The sequence below is a fragment of the Demequina litoralis genome (assembly GCF_030418455.1).
Classification (GTDB): Bacteria; Actinomycetota; Actinomycetes; order Actinomycetales; family Demequinaceae; genus Demequina; species Demequina litoralis.
The window spans coordinates 167,845-183,761 of record NZ_JAUHPW010000006.1 but is presented as its reverse complement, the minus strand read 5'-3'; the positions used below and the strand labels follow the sequence as shown (position 1 = coordinate 183,761).

The window sequence follows — 15,917 nt, the reverse complement described above, 5'->3', positions numbered from 1 at the left end:
TCGATTCTCGCCTTAAGTTAGGTCGCAATCCGGCATAGCGGCCGGGACAGTTCACCGTTTCGAAGGAGAAGCGACATGGCCAAGCTCAGGGTCGGCATCATCGGCCTCGGATTCATCGGCACCCAGAAGCACCTGGTCGGCCTCGCGCAGCACCAGGACAAGGCGGAGGTCGTCGCCTTCTGCGACTACGAGATCGACCGCGCCGAGAAGGCGCTCGCCGCGCACGGCGCCGAGGGTGCCTACGCGACCACTGACTACAAGGAGCTGCTGGCCGACCCCAGCATCGACGTCGTCCACGTGTGCACGTGGAATGTCAGCCACAAGGAGATCACCATTGCGGCGCTCGAGGCCGGCAAGCACGTCCTCGTCGAGAAGCCGATGGCTGTGACCGGCGCGGACGCGCACGAGATGGCTGAGACCGCGAAGCGCGTCGGCAAGAAGCTGTCGGTGGGCTTCCAGTACCGCTTCCGCAACGAGGCGCAGTTCCTGCGCAAGGCGATCGACGAGGGTCGCCTGGGCGAGATCTACGCGGCCAAGGCACACGCCGTCCGTCGCCGCGGCGTCCCGATCTGGGGCGTCTTCACGGACGAGACCAAGCAGGGCGGCGGCCCGCTGATCGACCTCGGTGGCCACGCAATCGACCAGGCACTGTGGTTCATGAACAACTACGAGATCGAGTCCGTCACCGGCGTCGTCAACTACAAGCTCGGCGACAAGCCCGAGGGCAACATGGCCGGACCCTGGGACCCCGAGACCTACACAGTGGAGGACTCCGCCTTCGGCTTCGTGAAGTTCACGAACGGCGCCTCGCTGTTTGTCGAGGCCGCCTGGGCGCTCAATGTCCAGGACTCCCGCGAGGGCTGCGTCACGCTGATGGGCACCGACGGTGGAGCCGACACGGACATGCTTCCTGGCAAGAACGACCTCAAGGTGACGCTGAACAACGTCCAGGGAGGCGAGCTCGTCAAGACGTCCCCCGAGCCCGGCGCCGCCTACTTCGGTGCTCCGGGTGGCGCGCCCGACGGCTTCACCTACATGGGTGGCCTCGAGGCGGAGGCGTGGTTGAACTGCATCATCAACGACACCGACCCGTACGTGACGGCGGACCAGGCAGCGGTGGTGACGGACATCCTCGACGCCATCTACACCTCGGCGCGCACCGGCCAGCCGGTGGTGTTCAACCAGCTCGCGGGCATCGACTCCACGGAGCCGGCGACCGTCTAGACGTCCTGGGGAGGCCGGAGCACTCACCGGCCTCCCCAGGCCACGGGCCCCGCGCCCGGATTGCAGTGCCCCATCCCGACAGTGCAATGTCGCACGACACTCCGGAACCCGGATACCCTCGGAGCCTCGTGTTGCAAGGACGCAATACAAAGGAAGAGCAATGACAACCCTCGAGAACTCAGACAAGGCGGCAGCGACGCTGGCTACGTCCGCTCCCAAGAAGCTCTCACTCCTCGACAAGGTCGCCTTCGGCACCGGCGACCTGGCCTCGCAGCTGGTCTGGACCACGACGTCCAGCTACCTCGCGGTCTTCTACACCGACATGGTCGGCCTGAGCGCGGCTTCGGTCGGTCTGCTGATCCTCCTCGCCCGCATCGTCGATGCCTTCATCGACCCCTTCGTCGGAGCGGCGGCCGAGCGTACACAGAGCCGCTTCGGACGGTTCCGCACGTGGATCCTGCGTTTCTCGCCCGTGCTCTCGATCCTGATGGTCCTCACCTTCATGACGGTGCCGGGCAGCACCACCGTCAAGTTCATCTACGCGATCGTCACCTACGGCCTGCTCGGCATCGTCTACTCGATGGTCAACGTGCCCTACGGCTCGCTCGTGACCGTGATGACCACCGACCCCAAGGAGCGCATGGAGCTCGGCTCCTTCCGCATGGTCGGCATGAACATCGGTGTCGTGGGTCTCTCGCTGGGCACCATGCCGCTGATCCTCGCGCTCTCGAAGAGCACGGATGGCACCCCGACCATCGAGGGATACACCGGCGCCGTCGCGATCTTCGCCGTGGTCGCGCTCGCGCTGTTCCTGCTCGTGGCGTGGCGCTGCAAGGAGGTCGTGAAGAACCCCACGCGTGGCGTCTCGCTCAAGCAGACCTTCGCCGCCGTCGCGACGAACAAGCCGCTGATGCTCGTCTTCGCGATGATGTTCCTGGTGCTGACCGGCTTCTTCGGGCGCCTCGGTGTCGCGGTCTTCTACCTCATCTACAACGTGGGCCGCTACGACCTGATCGCGCCGGCGATGGCGCTCCCGTCCATCGGCGCGATCATCGGTATCGCGGCCTTCACCCCGATGGTCAACCGCCTCGGGAAGAAGAAGGGCCTTGCCATCTCGCTCGTGGGTCAGTCGGCCTTCCTGGTGGCGCTGTACCTCGTCGGCTGGGACAATCCGACCCTCGTGCTGGTGCTCTCGTTCTTCTACGGTGTCGCCAACTTCGGCTCGCCGATCTTCTTCGGCATGATCCCCGAGTGCATCGACTACGCGGCTGAGAAGACCGGTGTGCGTACCGACGGCTCCGCGTTCGCCACCGTCAGCCTCGCCACCAAGGCCGCGTCCGCGGTCGGTGGTGCGGTCGGCGTCATGGCGATCGGCGCCTTCGGCTTCATCGCGAACCAGGAGCAGTCCATCGAGACGCTCAACGGCATCAACCTGGTGACGAACATCTTCCCGGTGATCATCACCCTGCTCGCGTTCATCCCGCTCGCGCTCTACCCGCTGACCGAGAAGCGGTATGCGGAGGTCCGGGCACGCCTCGATGCGAAGACGGCGGCGGGGCGCGAGGACTGACCCTCGTACCCAGGCGCCTGACGGGGTGGGGTCGCGGCGGATGCCGCGGCCTCACCCCTTCGGCTTGCACCGCCTCCTCGTTCCGCTTCGCGGGTTCGCGAGCGTGGAGTGCGGGGCGTTCGGAGTTGCGCGGGCGGCCGGGCAGTCACCCGCCCAGCAGCGGCACGAACCGGTACTCGCCGTGCCCGGTGACCACCGCATCGGCCGGCGCGTCGAACGGTGCCCGCCCGCGCGCCACCCGCAGCATCGTGCCGTCGACCGGCACGACCATGATCCCGCCGGGCACCAGCTGCTCCACCAGCGACGTCGGGAGCCCGTGCGCCATCGCGGACACGAGGATGCGGTCGAACGGGCCCTCGGCGGGCGCGCCGAGCGTGTCGGGCTGCGCCGCCACGAGCCGCGCCCACGGCACGCCGGCGCCGCCCAGGTTCCCCGCCCCGAAGTCGACGAGCGCCGGCACGATCTCCGTCCCGAGCACCGACCCCGAGGGCCCGGTCAGCTCGCCCAGCAGGGCGGTCGTCCAGCCCGAGCCGGCGCCCACGTCGAGCACCCGCATGCCCGGCTCCACGTCGAGCAGGAGCAGCATGTCCCTCACGGTGCGCGGCTGGCTGTTGGTCTGCCCGTACCCGATCTGCAGCGGCGCGTCGACGTCGGCCGCGTAGCGGGAGCCCGGCGGCAGGAAGCGGGTGCGTGGCTGCGCCGCGAAGGCGGCGTCGACCCGGGCGCGCGCGTCGGCGTCCTCCGGCGGCGCCCCGTCGGGGCTCGCGCCGTACACCCGTCCAGTCCATCACGACGGGCGCGGCGCGGCAGGACGATGCGCGGATCGGGCCCGGCGCACCGTCACCCGCGCATCGTCCCCCGGATCATCCGTACGACTCGCAGCCCCAGCCGTCGCCGTCCGCGTCGAGCCGGTGGTAGTCCGGCGGGTACACGCGCACCTTCTTGCGGATGTCGGAGCAGTCGAGGTCGGGGCCCGGCTTGTTCCACGCGGCGTCTGCCTGCGGGCGGCTCGACGACGTCGACGAGCCCGAGCTGGACGCCAGCTTGACCGTCGCCCGCTTGGGCTTGGTCACGGTGGTGCTCGAGGACGCGCAGTGGCGCGTGATGGCGTTGGACAGCGCGGTCTTCTCGGCGCGGTCGACGGCGAGGTTCCAGCGCCACTTCACGGCGATCCAGTTCTTCACGTAGGCACAGCGGTACGACTTCGTGGCGGGCATCCACTGGCCGGGCTCCCTCGCGCCCTTCGCCCGGTTGGAGGACGCGCTCACCGCGATGAGCGACGCGCCGTAGCCGAGGTCGTTCGCGTACGCCCTGCGGGTGGCGGCGGTCCACCGCTTCGCGCCCGAGCCCCAGGCCTCGGCCAGCGGGACCATGTGGTCGACGTCGAAGGTCGAGGGGTTGGTGGTGACCTTGCCGTCGTACTTGGAGCGCCACTTGCCGTTCGACAGCTTGCAGGACGACGACACCGACGGCTTGCGCACCGCCTCGGCGATGAGGACCTCGTAGCGGGCGTTGCAGACGTCGGCGTCCGCGGTGTCGATCCAGTGCCGGAACTTGGCGCGGTCGTAGCCCGCGTTGGTCTCGGCCTTGACGTCGAGCTGGCGCAGCAGCGTGCGGACGCCCACCTTCGTGGTGGCCTCCGCGGTCGCGCCGGCGTCGACGAAGGCGGGCACGATCACCGCGCCCGCCGTGAGCACGGCGACGGTGAGGGCGGACAGGGCTCGTCTCATGGGTGTTCCTGGATCTCTCGAAGGGGTCGAGAGATGCTAGGCGGCCGCGGGGGTGCCCCCGCGCCGTTTGTGGCATGAAGTGTCCGATCTCACATCGGGCGCAGCGCGGCAGGACGATGCGAGGGTCAGGCCCGGCGCAGCATCACCACGTCGGTGTGGTCCTGGCCTCCCACGCGGTACGTGCGACCGCCCACGACCTCGAAGCCGCTGCGGCGGTAGAAGGCCTGCGCGCGCTCGTTCGCGACGTTCGTGCCGAGCCACATCGGCAGGGCGCCGTGGGCGGACGATGCGGCGCTCGTCGCGGCCTCCAGCAGCGCGCCGGCCGCGCCGCCGCCCTGGGCGTCGGCGCGCAGGTAGATCTTGGACAGCTCGTGGATCCGCGAGGTGTCGACGCCGAGGCCGGCCAGCGACTCGGCCGCGAGGTCGTCCCCGCATCGTCCCGTCAGGACGAGCGCGTAGCCCTGGACCGCCGCATCGTCCTCCGCGACCACGAGCGACGCCGTCGGGTCCGCGACCCAGGCCGCGAACGCATCGGCGTTCAGCCGGTCGCGGAGGTGCACGCGGATCGCCTCCGGGTCGGTGCCCGGCGGGCATGCGAGGGGGAACGTCTCGGCGGCCACGGCGACGAGCGCGGGGACGTCCGCGAGGGTCGCGTCGCGGACCGCGAACGTGCCGGTCACCGAAGGCTCAGTGGCCGCCGGCGGCGATGTACGCGACCGCGCCGAGCACGGCCAGCACCACGGCACCGAAGCACGCGTACGCGACCACCTTGCGGGCGATGGTCACCTCGCCGTCCGCGCCGCGCGCGCCCGGTCCGGCGAGCGTGCGCACGCCGAGCGCGAACAGGGCCGGCAGTCCCGCGCCCACGAGGAGGCCGAAGAGGACCACCTGGCCCAGCGCGCCCCACTCCACGAACTCGCTCATCGCTGCTCCTCCCGCGGCTGCTGCTCACCGTCGGCCGCGACCGTCAGGAGCTCCATGTCGTGGTCGACCACGGACTCCGCGACGATCGACTCGTTGTCGGTCTCGGGCTCCCACTCGTCGTTGACGTTGTGGTGGCCCACCGGCTCGCGGCGCGACCACAGCCAGATGCCGAACGACACCGCGACGAGGACGGCGAACACCACGTACGAGCCGGCGGTGCCGCCGACGAGCACGTCGAGGCCGTACGCGGCGGCGCCCACCAGGGCGGCCGCGGGCACCGTGATGAGCCACGCCATGAACATGCGCCCGGCGACCGACCAGCGGACCGCGGCGCCCTTCTTGCCCACGCCGGACCCCAGGATCGAGCCGGTCGCCACGTGCGTGGTCGACAGCGAGTAGCCGAAGTGGCTCGACAGCAGGATGACGGCGGCGGACGACGTCTCGGCGGCCATGCCCTGGCGGGACTCGAGCTCCACGAGGCCCTTGCCGAGCGTCCGGATGACGCGCCAGCCGCCCAGGTAGGTGCCGAAGGCCATGGCGAGGGCGCACGAGAGCACCACCCAGAACGGGACGCCGGAGTCCTCGGGGACCGCGTCCGCGGCGATGAGCGCGAGAAGGATGATGCCCATCGACTTCTGCGCGTCGTTGGTGCCGTGCGCGAGCGAGACGAGCGAGGCGGAGCCGATCTGGCCCCAGCGGAACATGCGGTCGTTCTGCTCCTCCGGCACGTCGCGCGTGAAGTGCATGACCAGGCGCGTGCCGACCGAACCGACGGCGATCGCGACGAGCGGCGCGACCAGCGCGGGGATGAGGACCTTGGCGGCGAGCCCGGACCACAGCACGCCGGAGGTGCCCGCGGCAGCGAGCGCCGCGCCGACCACACCTCCGATGAGCGCATGCGACGAGCTCGACGGTATGCCGAACAGCCAGGTCACGAGGTTCCACACGATTCCGCCGACCAGTCCGGCGAGGACCACGTCGAGCGTGATGATGCCGGCGTCGACGATGCCCTTGGCGATGGTCGCGGCGACGGTCAGCGACAGGAACGCGCCCACGAGGTTCAGCGACGCGGAGAGGAGCACGGCCTGCTTGGGCTTGAGTGCTCGCGTGGCGATCGAGGTCGCCATGGCGTTGCCGGTGTCGTGGAACCCGTTGGTGAAGTCGAAGGCGAGCGCGGTCAGCACCACGACCGCGAGAAGCAGGGGTTCGGTCACGGACTCCATTGTGAGGGAACTTCAGGGGTGATGCGTGGGCACATCGTCACAGGGTGCCCCCGGGGGCACCTCCGACTTGTCCGATTTCGGACGGGTTGGCGGGTTGACCTGGGACGATGCGTCGGATGTGATCTACGCGACGTCGCCGTCGACGTAGAGCCAGCGGCCGTCCTCGCGCACGAACCGGCTGGTCTCGCGCAGCGCGTCCATCGCGAGCACGCCCGTCGCGTGGTGCGCGACGAAGGTGACGGTGCCCGCATCGTCCCCCTCGCCACCGGCCTCGGTGGCGAGCACCTCGAGCCCGCGCCACTCGACCTCGTCCAGCCCGGCCCCCAGGTCGAGCGGGCGCGTGGACGGGTGCCAGGTGCGGGCGAGGTAGCCGGCGTCGCGGCGCACGTACGCCGTGTAGCGGCAGCGCATGAGCGCCTCGGCGGTGGGCGCCTCGGCCTGCCCACGCAGGTACGGGCGGCAGCAGTCGGCGAACGATGCGCCGGAGCCGCAGGGGCAGGCCGCGGCCATCAGCGGGCCGCCTCGAGCGCCCCGGCGATCGCCTGGGCGAAGCCGTCGACGTCCTCCACGGTGGTGTCCCACGAGCACATCCAGCGGGCCTCGACGCTGTCGGGCGCGGCGCCCGGCTGCCAGTCGTAGAAGCGGAACGCGGCGCGCACGGCGTCCGCGGCGGCGCGGGGCAGCTCGACGAAGACCGCGTTGGACTCGGTGGGCTGCGTGAAGCGCAGCGCGCCGGACTGCGCGAGCGGCGCGAGGGCGCCGCGCAGGCGGGCGGCCATGGCGTTCGCGTGGCGGGCGTTGCGCAGCCACAGCGGCTCGCCCGCCACGTCCGTGGAGGTGAGCAGCGCGGTGAGCTGGGCGGACACGTAGCGCATCTTCGAGCCGAGCTGCATCGTGGACTTGCGCAGGTACGGCAGGTCGTGCGCGAGGCGTGTGTGCAGGTCCTCGGCGAGGATCACGACGGCCTCGCCGAGCATCGCGCCGTTCTTCGTGCCGCCGAAGGACAGGATGTCCGCGCCGGCGGTCGCCTCGCGCAGGCTCACGCCGAGGGCCGCGGCGGCGTTGGCGATGCGCGCGCCGTCCATGTGGACGCGCATGCCGAGCTCGTGCGCCGCGTACGTGAGGTCGGCCATCTGGTCGAGCGGGTACACGGTGCCCAGCTCGGTCGACTGCGTGACGGAGAGCACGACGGGCTGTGCCCGGTGCTCGTCGCCGAGGTCGCCGGCGTAGCGGGCGAGCTGCTCGGGGTGCAGGCGGCCGTCGACGGACGGCAGCGGCAGGACCTTGAGCCCGCCGACGCGCTCGGGGGCGCCGTTCTCGTCGACGTTGATGTGCGCGTGCTCGGACGCGACGACGCCGCCCCAGCGGGGGCTGAGCGCCATGAGCGACACGATGTTCGCGCCGGTGCCGTTGAAGACGGGGAAGCCGAGGGCGTGCTCGCCGAACGTGGAGGCGATGGCCGCGTCGAAGGCCGCGGTGGCGGCGTCGGCGCCGTACGCGACGTCGTGACCCTCGTTGGCCGCGGCCATGGCGGCCATGACCTCGGGGTGGACGGCGGCGTAGTTGTCGGAGGCGAAGTGGACGGTGCGGTTCACCTCAGAAGTGTGTCACGCGTTCGGGCCGCGCCGGCCCCGGAGCCGTCCCGCATTCGCTCAGCACGGTCCCGTCCGCGCCGCGCCGGGCCGAGCGGACCAGATCGGCCGACACGCCGCATCGTCCCCGGGCAGACCGTGCGCAGTGAAGCGGCGCGCTACAGGTCCCGCACCCAGCGGGTGCCCTGCGTGCTGAACCCCACCTTGCGGAGGTACTCGCGGTCGAGCGCCTCGTGCGTGTCGATCTCGACGCGCCGGAAGCCGGCCGCCGTGAGCACGCCCGAGTCGCGGTAGACGAACTCCCCGGGGGTGAAGTCGCGGAAGCGCGGCTTGACCCAGTCGAGCTCGACCAGCCCCGTGCCGCCGCCCTCGTCGCGCACGGCGACCACGCCGACCGCCTCGTCGCCGCGGGTCACCAGGAACGTGGCGCGCCGCGCGGCGCCGAGCGCCTTCGCCGTGAAGTCCGGCTGGTGCGCCGCGATGTCCTTGGCATGCACGGCAAGCACATGCTGGAGGAACGGGTCCTCGGGGTCCATGGGGAGCACCTTGTACACGCCGGGGTCGTGGCGCTCGCGGTTGAGCCGGAGGATCCAGTACGTGTTGATGACGCTGATCGCGAGGTTCATCGCGAAGAACGGCCAGATCCCGATCACCCCGTTGTAGAGCGTCGCGAGCAGCGAGCCGATGAGGTTCATCCAGCGGAAGCGCATCACGCGCGACTGCGTGAGCGACAGCACCACGAGGATGGTGCCGATCCAGCCGATCACCTCGAGCACGGTGTCCATGCCCCTCAGCGTAGGCGCGGTGCAGGGACGATGCGCTCCGGGCGTACCCTCGACGGATGGCGGATGCGGTGCGGGTGGACGCGTGGGTGTGGTCGGTGCGCCTGTACAAGACGCGCTCCCAGGCGACCGCGGCGTGCCGCGCGGGCCACGTCCGCATCGACGGCGAACGGGCCAAGCCCGCGCAGAAGGTCGGCCTCGGCAGCACCGTCGAGGTGCGCGGCGGGGAGCGGGTGCGCATCGTCGAGGTGCGCCAGCTGCTCGCCAAGCGCGTGGGGGCGCCCGTGGCCCAGGCCGCCTACCTCGACCACAGCCCGCCGCCCCCGCCGAAGGAGCTGGCCTCGCCCTTCGGCAAGCGCGACCGCGGCGCGGGCCGGCCCACCAAGAAGGAGCGGCGCGAGATCGACCGCCTGAGGGGCCGCGCGCCGCGCTGACGCCCCCTGGCAGGGGTGCGGCACCGACTCCCAATGACATGGGTGAAGGAAGTGACAGGTGGGATGCGGGCGCCCGGCCGGACGGGTACCGGCCCGGGGGATGATGGGGCCATGGCGTCCCCGTTCCGCATCATGACCGTCTGCACCGGCAACATCTGCCGCTCCCCGATGGCGGAGGTAGTGCTCAAGGCGCGCCTCGCGGACGCCGGCCTCGGCGACGCGGTCGAGGTGTGGTCGACGGGCGTGAGCTCCGAGGAGCACGGCAACCCCATCGACCGCCGCGCCGCGTCCGTGCTGCGCGACGCCGGCTACACCGTGCCGCGCCGCTCGGCCCGCCGCGTGAGCGCCGCGGACCTCGGCTCCGCCGACCTCGTGCTCGCGATGACGGCCGGGCACGCGCGCCGCCTGCGCGACCTCACCGACAGGCCCGTGGTGCGGATGTACCGGGAGTTCGACCCGGAAGCGCCCGCCGTCGACCGGCTCGACGAGCACCTCCTCGACATCGACGACCCCTGGTACGGCGGCCTCGAGGACTTCCGCGCCACGCTCGCGCAGGTCGAGGCGGGCGTGGTGGGCGTGATCGAGGAGGTCAGGCGCGCCCTCTCCGACTCCCCATGACGCTTGTGACGAACGTGACGGGTGGGACGGCGGCGACGGCCGCCGCGCCCCTCCCCGTCACACCTGTCACTCTTGTCATTGGGAATCGGTGTGCGGGGGTCAGCTGTGGTCGACCGGGTCCGCGCCCCAGATGCGGTCGAGGTAGTCGCGGATCGAACGGTCCGAGGAGAAGAAGCCGCTGCGCGCCACGTTGAGGACGGCGGACCGGCTCCACGCCTCGTGGTCCGCGTAGGCCTCCTCGACCCGCGCCTGCGCATCCATGTACGAGCGGAAGTCGGCGAGCGCCATGAAGCGGTCCCTCTCCGTCAGCGAGGAGAAGATCGAGCCCGCCGCGCCGCCGCGATCGCCCTCGGTGAAGGCGCCGGACGCGATCAGGTCCAGCGCAGCCTTGAGCTGCGGGTCGGACTCGTAGTACTCGCCCGGCTCGTAGCCCTTCGACTGCAGCGCCGCCGCCTCCGGCTCGGTCATGCCGAACAGGAAGAAGTTGTCGTCGCCCACCAGCTGGCGGATCTCGACGTTCGCGCCGTCGTCCGTGCCGATGGTGAGCGCGCCGTTGAGGGCGAACTTCATGTTGCCCGTGCCGGAGGCCTCCTTGCCGGCGAGCGAGATCTGCTCGGACAGGTCCGCCGCGGGGATGAGCCGCTCGGCCAGCGTGACGTTGTAGTTGGGCGGGAACACCACCTTGAGCCGGCCCTCGAGCGCCGGGTCCTCGTTGATGGTGCGGCCCACGGCGTTGATGAGCTCGATGGTCTCCTTCGCGCGGACGTAGCCCGGAGCGGCCTTCGCGCCGAACACGAACGTGCGCGGCGTCACCGACTCGAGCGGCACGCGGCCCGAGGAGATGCCCTCGTACAGCGACACGATGTGAAGCAGCTTGAGCGACTGGCGCTTGTACTCGTGGAGGCGCTTGACCATCGCGTCGACCATCGCGTCGCCGGCGAGCTCCAGCCCGTCCCGGACCCAGAGCGTCTCCGCGAGCTCGCGCTTGTTGAGGGCCTTGACCTCGCGGAAGCGGCGCCGGAACTCGGCGTCCTCGGCGAGCGGCTCGAGCCGGCGCAGCTGCTCGAGGTCGGTCACCCAGCCGTCGCCGATCGCCTCCGTGATGAGGCCCGACAGGCTCGGGTTGGCGAGCCGCACGAAGCGGCGCGGCGTGACGCCGTTGGTGACGTTGGTGAACTTCTCGGGCCACAGCTCGGCGAAGTCGTGGAGCACCTTGTCGGCGAGCAGCTGCGAGTGCAGCTCCGCGACGCCGTTGACCTTGTGGCCCGCGACGGTCGCGAGGTGCGCCATGCGGATCGCCCGCTCGGGCTGCTCCGCGACGATCGACATGCGGCGCACGCGCAGCTCGTCGCCCGGGTACGCCTCGCGCACCTTCTCGAGGAACTCCTCGTTGATGCGGTAGATGATCTCGAGGTGGCGCGGCAGCAGCCGGCCGAGCAGCTCGACCGACCACACCTCGAGCGCCTCCGGCAGCAGCGTGTGGCACGTGTACGCGAAGACCTGCTGCGTGACCGCCCAGGCCTCGTCCCAGTCCCAGCCGCGCTCGTCGACGAGCAGGCGCATGAGCTCCGGCACCGCGATGACGGGGTGCGTGTCGTTGAGCTGGAACACGATCCGCTCGGGCAGGCGGTGCAGGTCGTAGTCCTCCGGCAGCACCGTCTCGATGAAGTCGCGCAGCGAGCACGCGACGAAGAAGTACTGCTGCTGCAGGCGCAGCTCCTTGCCCTGCGGCGTCGAGTCCTCGGGGTAGAGGACCTTGGAGATGTTCTCCGCGAACGTCTGCGCCCGCACCGCCTGGGCGTAGTCGCCCGCGTTGAAGATCTTGAGGTCGAAGGCCTTGGTCGCCTCCGCGCTCCACAGCCGCAGCGTGTTGACGCGGCCGTTGAGGTAGCCCGGCACCATGTAGTTGTAGGGCACGCCCAGCACGGACCACGCGGGCACCCAGCGGCGGCCCTCGCCCTCGTCCTCGACGTGGCCGCCGAAGGTCACCTCGACCGCGTTCTCGGGGTGCGCGATCTCCCACGGCGAGCCCATGGCCAGCCAGTTGTCGGGCTTCTCGACCTGCTTGCCGTCGACGAACGTCTGGCGGAAGATGCCGTACTCGTAGCGGATGCCGTAGCCGACAGACGGCACGTTGAGCGTCGCGAGCGAGTCGATGAAGCACGCCGCGAGGCGGCCGAGGCCGCCGTTGCCGAGGCCGGGCTCGACCTCGACGCCGCGCAGCTCCTCGATGTCGATGCCGAGGTTCGCGAGCGACTGCGCCGCGATGTCCTCGAGCCCCGCCGCGAGGAGGTTGTTCTCCAGCTGGGGGCCGAGCAGGAACTCCGCCGACAGGTACGCCACGGACTTCGACTGCGTCTCGTGCTGGTGGCGCAGGTTCACGAGCCAGCGTGCCGCGAGGTAGTGACGCACCGTCCGGGCGAGCGCGAGGTACTTGTCGTTCGCGGATGCGCGGTACAGGTCGACGCCCTGCCCGAAGTTGATCTCGTGGAGGAAGTGCCAGGTGAAGGCCTCGACGGTGTGGTCGGGCGCGGCCATGGGAGGCGGGAAGTCGTTCACACTGGCCAATGTAAGCGTTATCCGCGGGCCGCGCCCAGGACGTCTCGCACATTTAACATTCGTCCCACGCGGCGGCGTGCGCAGGGACGATGCGCGGGGACGATGCGCGCGGACGGCCGGCGTGCCCGCCGGGCGGCGGTGGCGGCGCATCGTCCCGGCACGGCAGACTGGCGCCCATGCGCGGCATCATCCTCGCGGGCGGCTCAGGGACGCGCCTGCACCCCATCACCCAGGGCACGTCGAAGCAGCTCCTGCCCGTCTACGACAAGCCGCTCGTCTACTACCCGCTGTCGACGCTGCTGCTCGCGGGCATCCGCGAGGTGCTGCTCATCTCGACGCCGCACGACCTGCCGCAGTTCCGCCGCCTGCTGGGCGACGGCTCCCAGTTCGGGATCAGCCTCGAGTACGCGGAGCAGCCGAGCCCCGCGGGCCTCGCTCAGGCCTTCACCATCGGCGCGGACTTCATCGGCGACCAGCCGGTCGCGCTCGTGCTCGGGGACAACGTGTTCTACGGGCCCGGCCTGGGCCTGCACCTCCAGCGCTTCGAGAACGTCGAGGGCGGGGCGATCTTCGCCTACCGGGTGGCGGACCCGCGCGCGTACGGCGTGGTCGAGTTCGACGCGGAGGGCCGCGCGCTGTCGCTCGAGGAGAAGCCCGAGCGCCCGCGGTCCGAGTTCGCGGTGCCGGGCCTGTACTTCTACGACAACGAGGTGGTGGAGATCGCGCGGTCGATCGCGCCGTCGCCGCGCGGCGAGTACGAGATCACCGACGTCAACCGCCACTACCTCGAGCGGGGGCGCCTGCACGTCGAGGTGCTGCCGCGCGGCACCGCGTGGCTCGACACCGGGACGTTCGACTCGCTGCTCGAGGCCAGCCAGTTCGTGCAGGCGGTCGAGCGGCGGCAGGGCCTCAAGATCGGCGCGCCCGAGGAGATCGCGTGGCGCCGCGGCTTCCTCACCGACGACGAGCTCCGGTCCCGCGCCGAGACGCTCACCAGGTCGGGCTACGGGCAGTACCTGCTCGACCTGCTCGCGCGCGAGCGCGCGGCCGCGGAGGCGGCCCGATGAGGCTGCTCGTCACCGGCGGGGCGGGGTTCATCGGGGCGAACTTCGTGCGGCTGACGCTGGAGACCCGGACCGACGTCGAGGTCACGGTGCTGGACCTGCTCACGTACGCGGGCAACGCGGCGTCTCTGCCCGAGGACCCGCGGGTGACGCTGGTCAAGGGCGACATCGCGGACGCGGAGATGGTCGACGCGCTGGTGGCCGAGGCGGACGCGGTGGTGCACTTCGCGGCCGAGTCGCACAACGACAACTCGCTCGACGACCCGTGGCCGTTCGTCCACACCAACCTCGTGGGCACGTTCCACCTGCTCGAGGCGGCCCGCCGCCACGGAGTGCGCTTCCACCACATCTCCACCGACGAGGTCTACGGCGACCTGCCGCTCGAGGGTGGCGACCGGTTCACGCCGGACACCCCGTACAACCCGTCGTCGCCGTACTCGTCGACCAAGGCCGGCTCGGACCTCATGGTGCGGGCGTGGGTGCGGTCCTTCGGGCTCGAGGCGACGCTGTCGAACTGCTCGAACAACTACGGGCCCCTCCAGCACGTGGAGAAGTTCATCCCGCGCCAGATCACGAACCTCCTCGACGGGGTCCGCCCCAAGCTCTACGGCGCGGGGCTGAACGTGCGCGACTGGATCCACGTCGACGACCACAACCGCGCGGTGTGGACCATCCTCGAGTCCGGCCGGATCGGGGAGACCTATCTCATCGGCGCCGACGGCGAGGCGTCCAACCGCGACGTCGTCGAGACGCTCCTCGAGCTCATGGGGCACGAGCGCGACGACTACGAGCACGTGCCCGACCGCCCCGGCCACGACCTCAGGTACGCGATCGACGCCAGCCGGTTGCGCGAGGAGCTCGGCTGGGAGCCGCGCTACGGAGACTTCCGCGCCGGGCTGTCCGCGACCATCGACTGGTATCGCGCCCACGAGGCCTGGTGGCGGCCCCAGAAGCTCGAGACGGAGCTCAGGTACCAGCGGCTCGGGCGGTAGGCCGCACCGCAACCGGGGCGGCTCAGCCCAGCACGGACCGGAACAGCGCCCGGTAGTCCTCGCCCACGGCCTCGACCGAGTAGCGGCGCGAGCGCTCCCGCGCCGCGGTGCCCAGCCCGGCGCGCAGCTCCTGGTCCTCGGCCAGCACCTCGAGGCTGCGGGCCAGCGCGTCGGCGTCGCCCTCGGGCACCAGCACGCCGGAGCGGCCGGGCTCGATCGCCTCGTTGAGGCCCGGCAGGTCGGACGCGACCACCGCGCAGCCGGCGCCCATCGCCTCGAGCATCGCGACCGGCAGCCCGTCCTGGTCGCCGGACGCGGCGCGACGCGACGGGAACACCGCGATGCCCGCCCGCGACAGGGCCTGGTCCAGCTCGATGCGGCTCAGCTGGCCGCGGAAGGTCACGGGCAGGCCCTCGGCGAGCGCCTCGAGCCGCGCGCGCTCGGGGCCGTCCCCCACGATCGTGAGGTCGATGCGCGCATGGGAGCGGCGCATGGCCTCGAGCAGCACGTCGAAGCCCTTCTTCTCCACCAGCCGGCCCACCGCGAGCAGGTGCACGGGGTGCTTCCACGTCGCGGGCTTCGACACCTGGCGGTCGTCGTGGTCCACCTGCACGAAGCGTGCGCCCATGGGGATGACGTGCGTGGTCGAGGGGTCCGCGCCCAGCGCCAGCACGCGCTCGCGCATGTCCGCGTTCATCACGGTCACCGCGGCGGCGTCGCGCACCACGCGGGACTTCTCGGCGCGGGCGGGCGCGTTGTCGAGCGCGTAGAGGTCGCCGCCGAGCGTCGTCACCACCGTGGGCACCGAGCGCGCGACGCGATGCGCGACGATCCCCTGGGGGATGATCCAGAACGCGTGGACCGCGTCGGGACGGAACTCGCGCATCTCGCGCCGCACCGCGGCGGCCATGCCGCCCAGCAGGAAAGGCACCTGCGCCATCCGGGAGCGCCGCGTCCGCACGTTCTCGAGGATCGCGCCGTCCGCGAGGTCCTCCCAGCGCGCCGGGAAGTAGCGGTACCGCACCACCTCGACCGCCTCGCTCAGCCGCTCGCGCGCGGCGCCGCCGGGCACCGCCGGCGCGAGCACCCGCACGTCGAACTCGCGCCCCAGCTCGCGGGACAGGTCCGCCACGAACGCGGGGGTCCCATCGCCGATCCGGGCGGGCAGCGTCGAGGTCAGGACGAGCACGCGAGGCGCGGCCATA

Annotated in this window: 16 protein-coding genes; 6 read left to right on the top strand and 10 right to left on the bottom strand. The window is 71.2% G+C overall.

Annotated features, from left to right (window positions below):
- Window positions 1–75: 75 nt before the first annotated feature.
- Window positions 76–1,224, top strand: coding sequence for a Gfo/Idh/MocA family protein (locus QQX09_RS09465; RefSeq protein WP_301133864.1), 1,149 nt, complete (start codon window positions 76–78; stop codon window positions 1,222–1,224).
- A gap of 160 nt (window positions 1,225–1,384) precedes the next feature.
- Window positions 1,385–2,794 carry an MFS transporter gene (locus QQX09_RS09460; RefSeq protein ID WP_301133862.1) on the top strand — a complete coding sequence of 470 codons (1,410 nt, stop codon included), beginning with the start codon at window positions 1,385–1,387 and terminating at the stop codon, window positions 2,792–2,794.
- 145 nt (window positions 2,795–2,939) lie between these two features.
- Here the strand turns inward: QQX09_RS09460 and QQX09_RS09455 are convergent, their stop codons facing one another.
- The 8 genes from QQX09_RS09455 to QQX09_RS09420 form a co-directional block, all read right to left on the bottom strand.
- Window positions 2,940–3,569, bottom strand: a complete 630-nt coding sequence (locus tag QQX09_RS09455) for a protein-L-isoaspartate O-methyltransferase family protein (protein ID WP_301133860.1) — start codon at window positions 3,567–3,569, stop codon at window positions 2,940–2,942.
- A gap of 88 nt (window positions 3,570–3,657) precedes the next feature.
- The gene (locus QQX09_RS09450) at window positions 3,658–4,524 is read right to left on the bottom strand and encodes an HNH endonuclease family protein (protein ID WP_301133858.1); all 867 of its coding nucleotides are present in this window, start codon (window positions 4,522–4,524) and stop codon (window positions 3,658–3,660) included.
- A gap of 125 nt (window positions 4,525–4,649) precedes the next feature.
- A complete protein-coding gene (locus QQX09_RS09445) occupies window positions 4,650–5,204 on the bottom strand; it encodes a GNAT family N-acetyltransferase (RefSeq protein ID WP_301133856.1) in 555 nt (184 codons plus the stop codon).
- 7 nt (window positions 5,205–5,211) lie between these two features.
- A complete protein-coding gene (locus tag QQX09_RS09440) occupies window positions 5,212–5,448 on the bottom strand; it encodes a hypothetical protein (RefSeq protein WP_301133854.1) in 237 nt (78 codons plus the stop codon).
- Window positions 5,445–6,662 (bottom strand): inorganic phosphate transporter, encoded by a 1,218-nt coding sequence (locus QQX09_RS09435; RefSeq protein ID WP_301133852.1) that lies wholly within the window; start codon window positions 6,660–6,662, stop codon window positions 5,445–5,447. The genes QQX09_RS09440 and QQX09_RS09435 overlap by 4 nt, the downstream gene beginning before the upstream one ends.
- Before the next feature lie 132 nt (window positions 6,663–6,794).
- On the bottom strand, window positions 6,795–7,181 hold the full coding sequence (locus QQX09_RS09430) for a YchJ family protein (RefSeq protein WP_301133850.1): 387 nt from the start codon (window positions 7,179–7,181) through the stop codon (window positions 6,795–6,797).
- The gene (locus QQX09_RS09425) at window positions 7,181–8,266 is read right to left on the bottom strand and encodes a threonine aldolase family protein (RefSeq protein ID WP_301133847.1); all 1,086 of its coding nucleotides are present in this window, start codon (window positions 8,264–8,266) and stop codon (window positions 7,181–7,183) included. Before QQX09_RS09425 ends, QQX09_RS09430 begins: the two co-directional genes overlap by 1 nt.
- 155 nt (window positions 8,267–8,421) lie before the next feature.
- A complete protein-coding gene (locus tag QQX09_RS09420) occupies window positions 8,422–9,048 on the bottom strand; it encodes a hypothetical protein (RefSeq protein WP_301133844.1) in 627 nt (208 codons plus the stop codon).
- A gap of 56 nt (window positions 9,049–9,104) precedes the next feature.
- On the opposite strand from QQX09_RS09420, the gene QQX09_RS09415 reads away from it, so the two are divergent.
- Window positions 9,105–9,479, top strand: a complete 375-nt coding sequence (locus tag QQX09_RS09415; protein WP_301133841.1) for an RNA-binding S4 domain-containing protein — start codon at window positions 9,105–9,107, stop codon at window positions 9,477–9,479.
- A gap of 111 nt (window positions 9,480–9,590) precedes the next feature.
- Window positions 9,591–10,097, top strand: a complete 507-nt coding sequence (locus QQX09_RS09410; protein ID WP_301133838.1) for a low molecular weight protein-tyrosine-phosphatase — start codon at window positions 9,591–9,593, stop codon at window positions 10,095–10,097.
- Window positions 10,098–10,196: 99 nt separating this feature from the next.
- On the opposite strand, the gene QQX09_RS09405 is transcribed toward QQX09_RS09410, so the two are convergent.
- Complete coding sequence (locus QQX09_RS09405) at window positions 10,197–12,635, bottom strand: glycogen/starch/alpha-glucan phosphorylase (RefSeq protein WP_301133974.1); 2,439 nt, start codon at window positions 12,633–12,635, stop codon at window positions 10,197–10,199.
- 197 nt (window positions 12,636–12,832) lie between these two features.
- Here QQX09_RS09405 and rfbA point away from each other — a divergent pair, with 197 nt between their 5' ends.
- Both rfbA and rfbB read left to right on the top strand, forming a co-directional pair.
- Complete coding sequence (rfbA, locus tag QQX09_RS09400) at window positions 12,833–13,723, top strand: glucose-1-phosphate thymidylyltransferase RfbA (protein ID WP_301133835.1); 891 nt, start codon at window positions 12,833–12,835, stop codon at window positions 13,721–13,723.
- Complete coding sequence (rfbB, locus tag QQX09_RS09395) at window positions 13,720–14,712, top strand: dTDP-glucose 4,6-dehydratase (protein ID WP_301133832.1); 993 nt, start codon at window positions 13,720–13,722, stop codon at window positions 14,710–14,712. Before rfbA ends, rfbB begins: the two co-directional genes overlap by 4 nt.
- Window positions 14,713–14,734: 22 nt before the next feature.
- On the opposite strand, the gene QQX09_RS09390 is transcribed toward rfbB, so the two are convergent.
- Window positions 14,735–15,916 (bottom strand): glycosyltransferase, encoded by a 1,182-nt coding sequence (locus tag QQX09_RS09390; protein ID WP_301133829.1) that lies wholly within the window; start codon window positions 15,914–15,916, stop codon window positions 14,735–14,737.
- Between the last annotated feature and the right edge of the window lies 1 nt (window position 15,917).

What these genes read in the sequence shown, in the direction of transcription:
- QQX09_RS09450 (WP_301133858.1), bottom strand. Translation starts at nt 4,524, where the DNA reads ATGAGACGAGCCCTGTCCGCCCTCACCGTCGCCGTGCTCACGGCGGGC.
- QQX09_RS09415 (WP_301133841.1), top strand. Translation starts at nt 9,105, where the DNA reads ATGGCGGATGCGGTGCGGGTGGACGCGTGGGTGTGGTCGGTGCGCCTG.
- QQX09_RS09420 (WP_301133844.1), bottom strand. Translation starts at nt 9,048, where the DNA reads ATGGACACCGTGCTCGAGGTGATCGGCTGGATCGGCACCATCCTCGTG.
- QQX09_RS09430 (WP_301133850.1), bottom strand. Translation starts at nt 7,181, where the DNA reads ATGGCCGCGGCCTGCCCCTGCGGCTCCGGCGCATCGTTCGCCGACTGC.
- QQX09_RS09440 (WP_301133854.1), bottom strand. Translation starts at nt 5,448, where the DNA reads ATGAGCGAGTTCGTGGAGTGGGGCGCGCTGGGCCAGGTGGTCCTCTTC.
- rfbB (WP_301133832.1), top strand. Translation starts at nt 13,720, where the DNA reads ATGAGGCTGCTCGTCACCGGCGGGGCGGGGTTCATCGGGGCGAACTTC.
- QQX09_RS09410 (WP_301133838.1), top strand. Translation starts at nt 9,591, where the DNA reads ATGGCGTCCCCGTTCCGCATCATGACCGTCTGCACCGGCAACATCTGC.
- QQX09_RS09460 (WP_301133862.1), top strand. Translation starts at nt 1,385, where the DNA reads ATGACAACCCTCGAGAACTCAGACAAGGCGGCAGCGACGCTGGCTACG.
- QQX09_RS09390 (WP_301133829.1), bottom strand. Translation starts at nt 15,916, where the DNA reads ATGGCCGCGCCTCGCGTGCTCGTCCTGACCTCGACGCTGCCCGCCCGG.
- rfbA (WP_301133835.1), top strand. Translation starts at nt 12,833, where the DNA reads ATGCGCGGCATCATCCTCGCGGGCGGCTCAGGGACGCGCCTGCACCCC.
- QQX09_RS09465 (WP_301133864.1), top strand. Translation starts at nt 76, where the DNA reads ATGGCCAAGCTCAGGGTCGGCATCATCGGCCTCGGATTCATCGGCACC.
- QQX09_RS09405 (WP_301133974.1), bottom strand. Translation starts at nt 12,635, where the DNA reads ATGGCCGCGCCCGACCACACCGTCGAGGCCTTCACCTGGCACTTCCTC.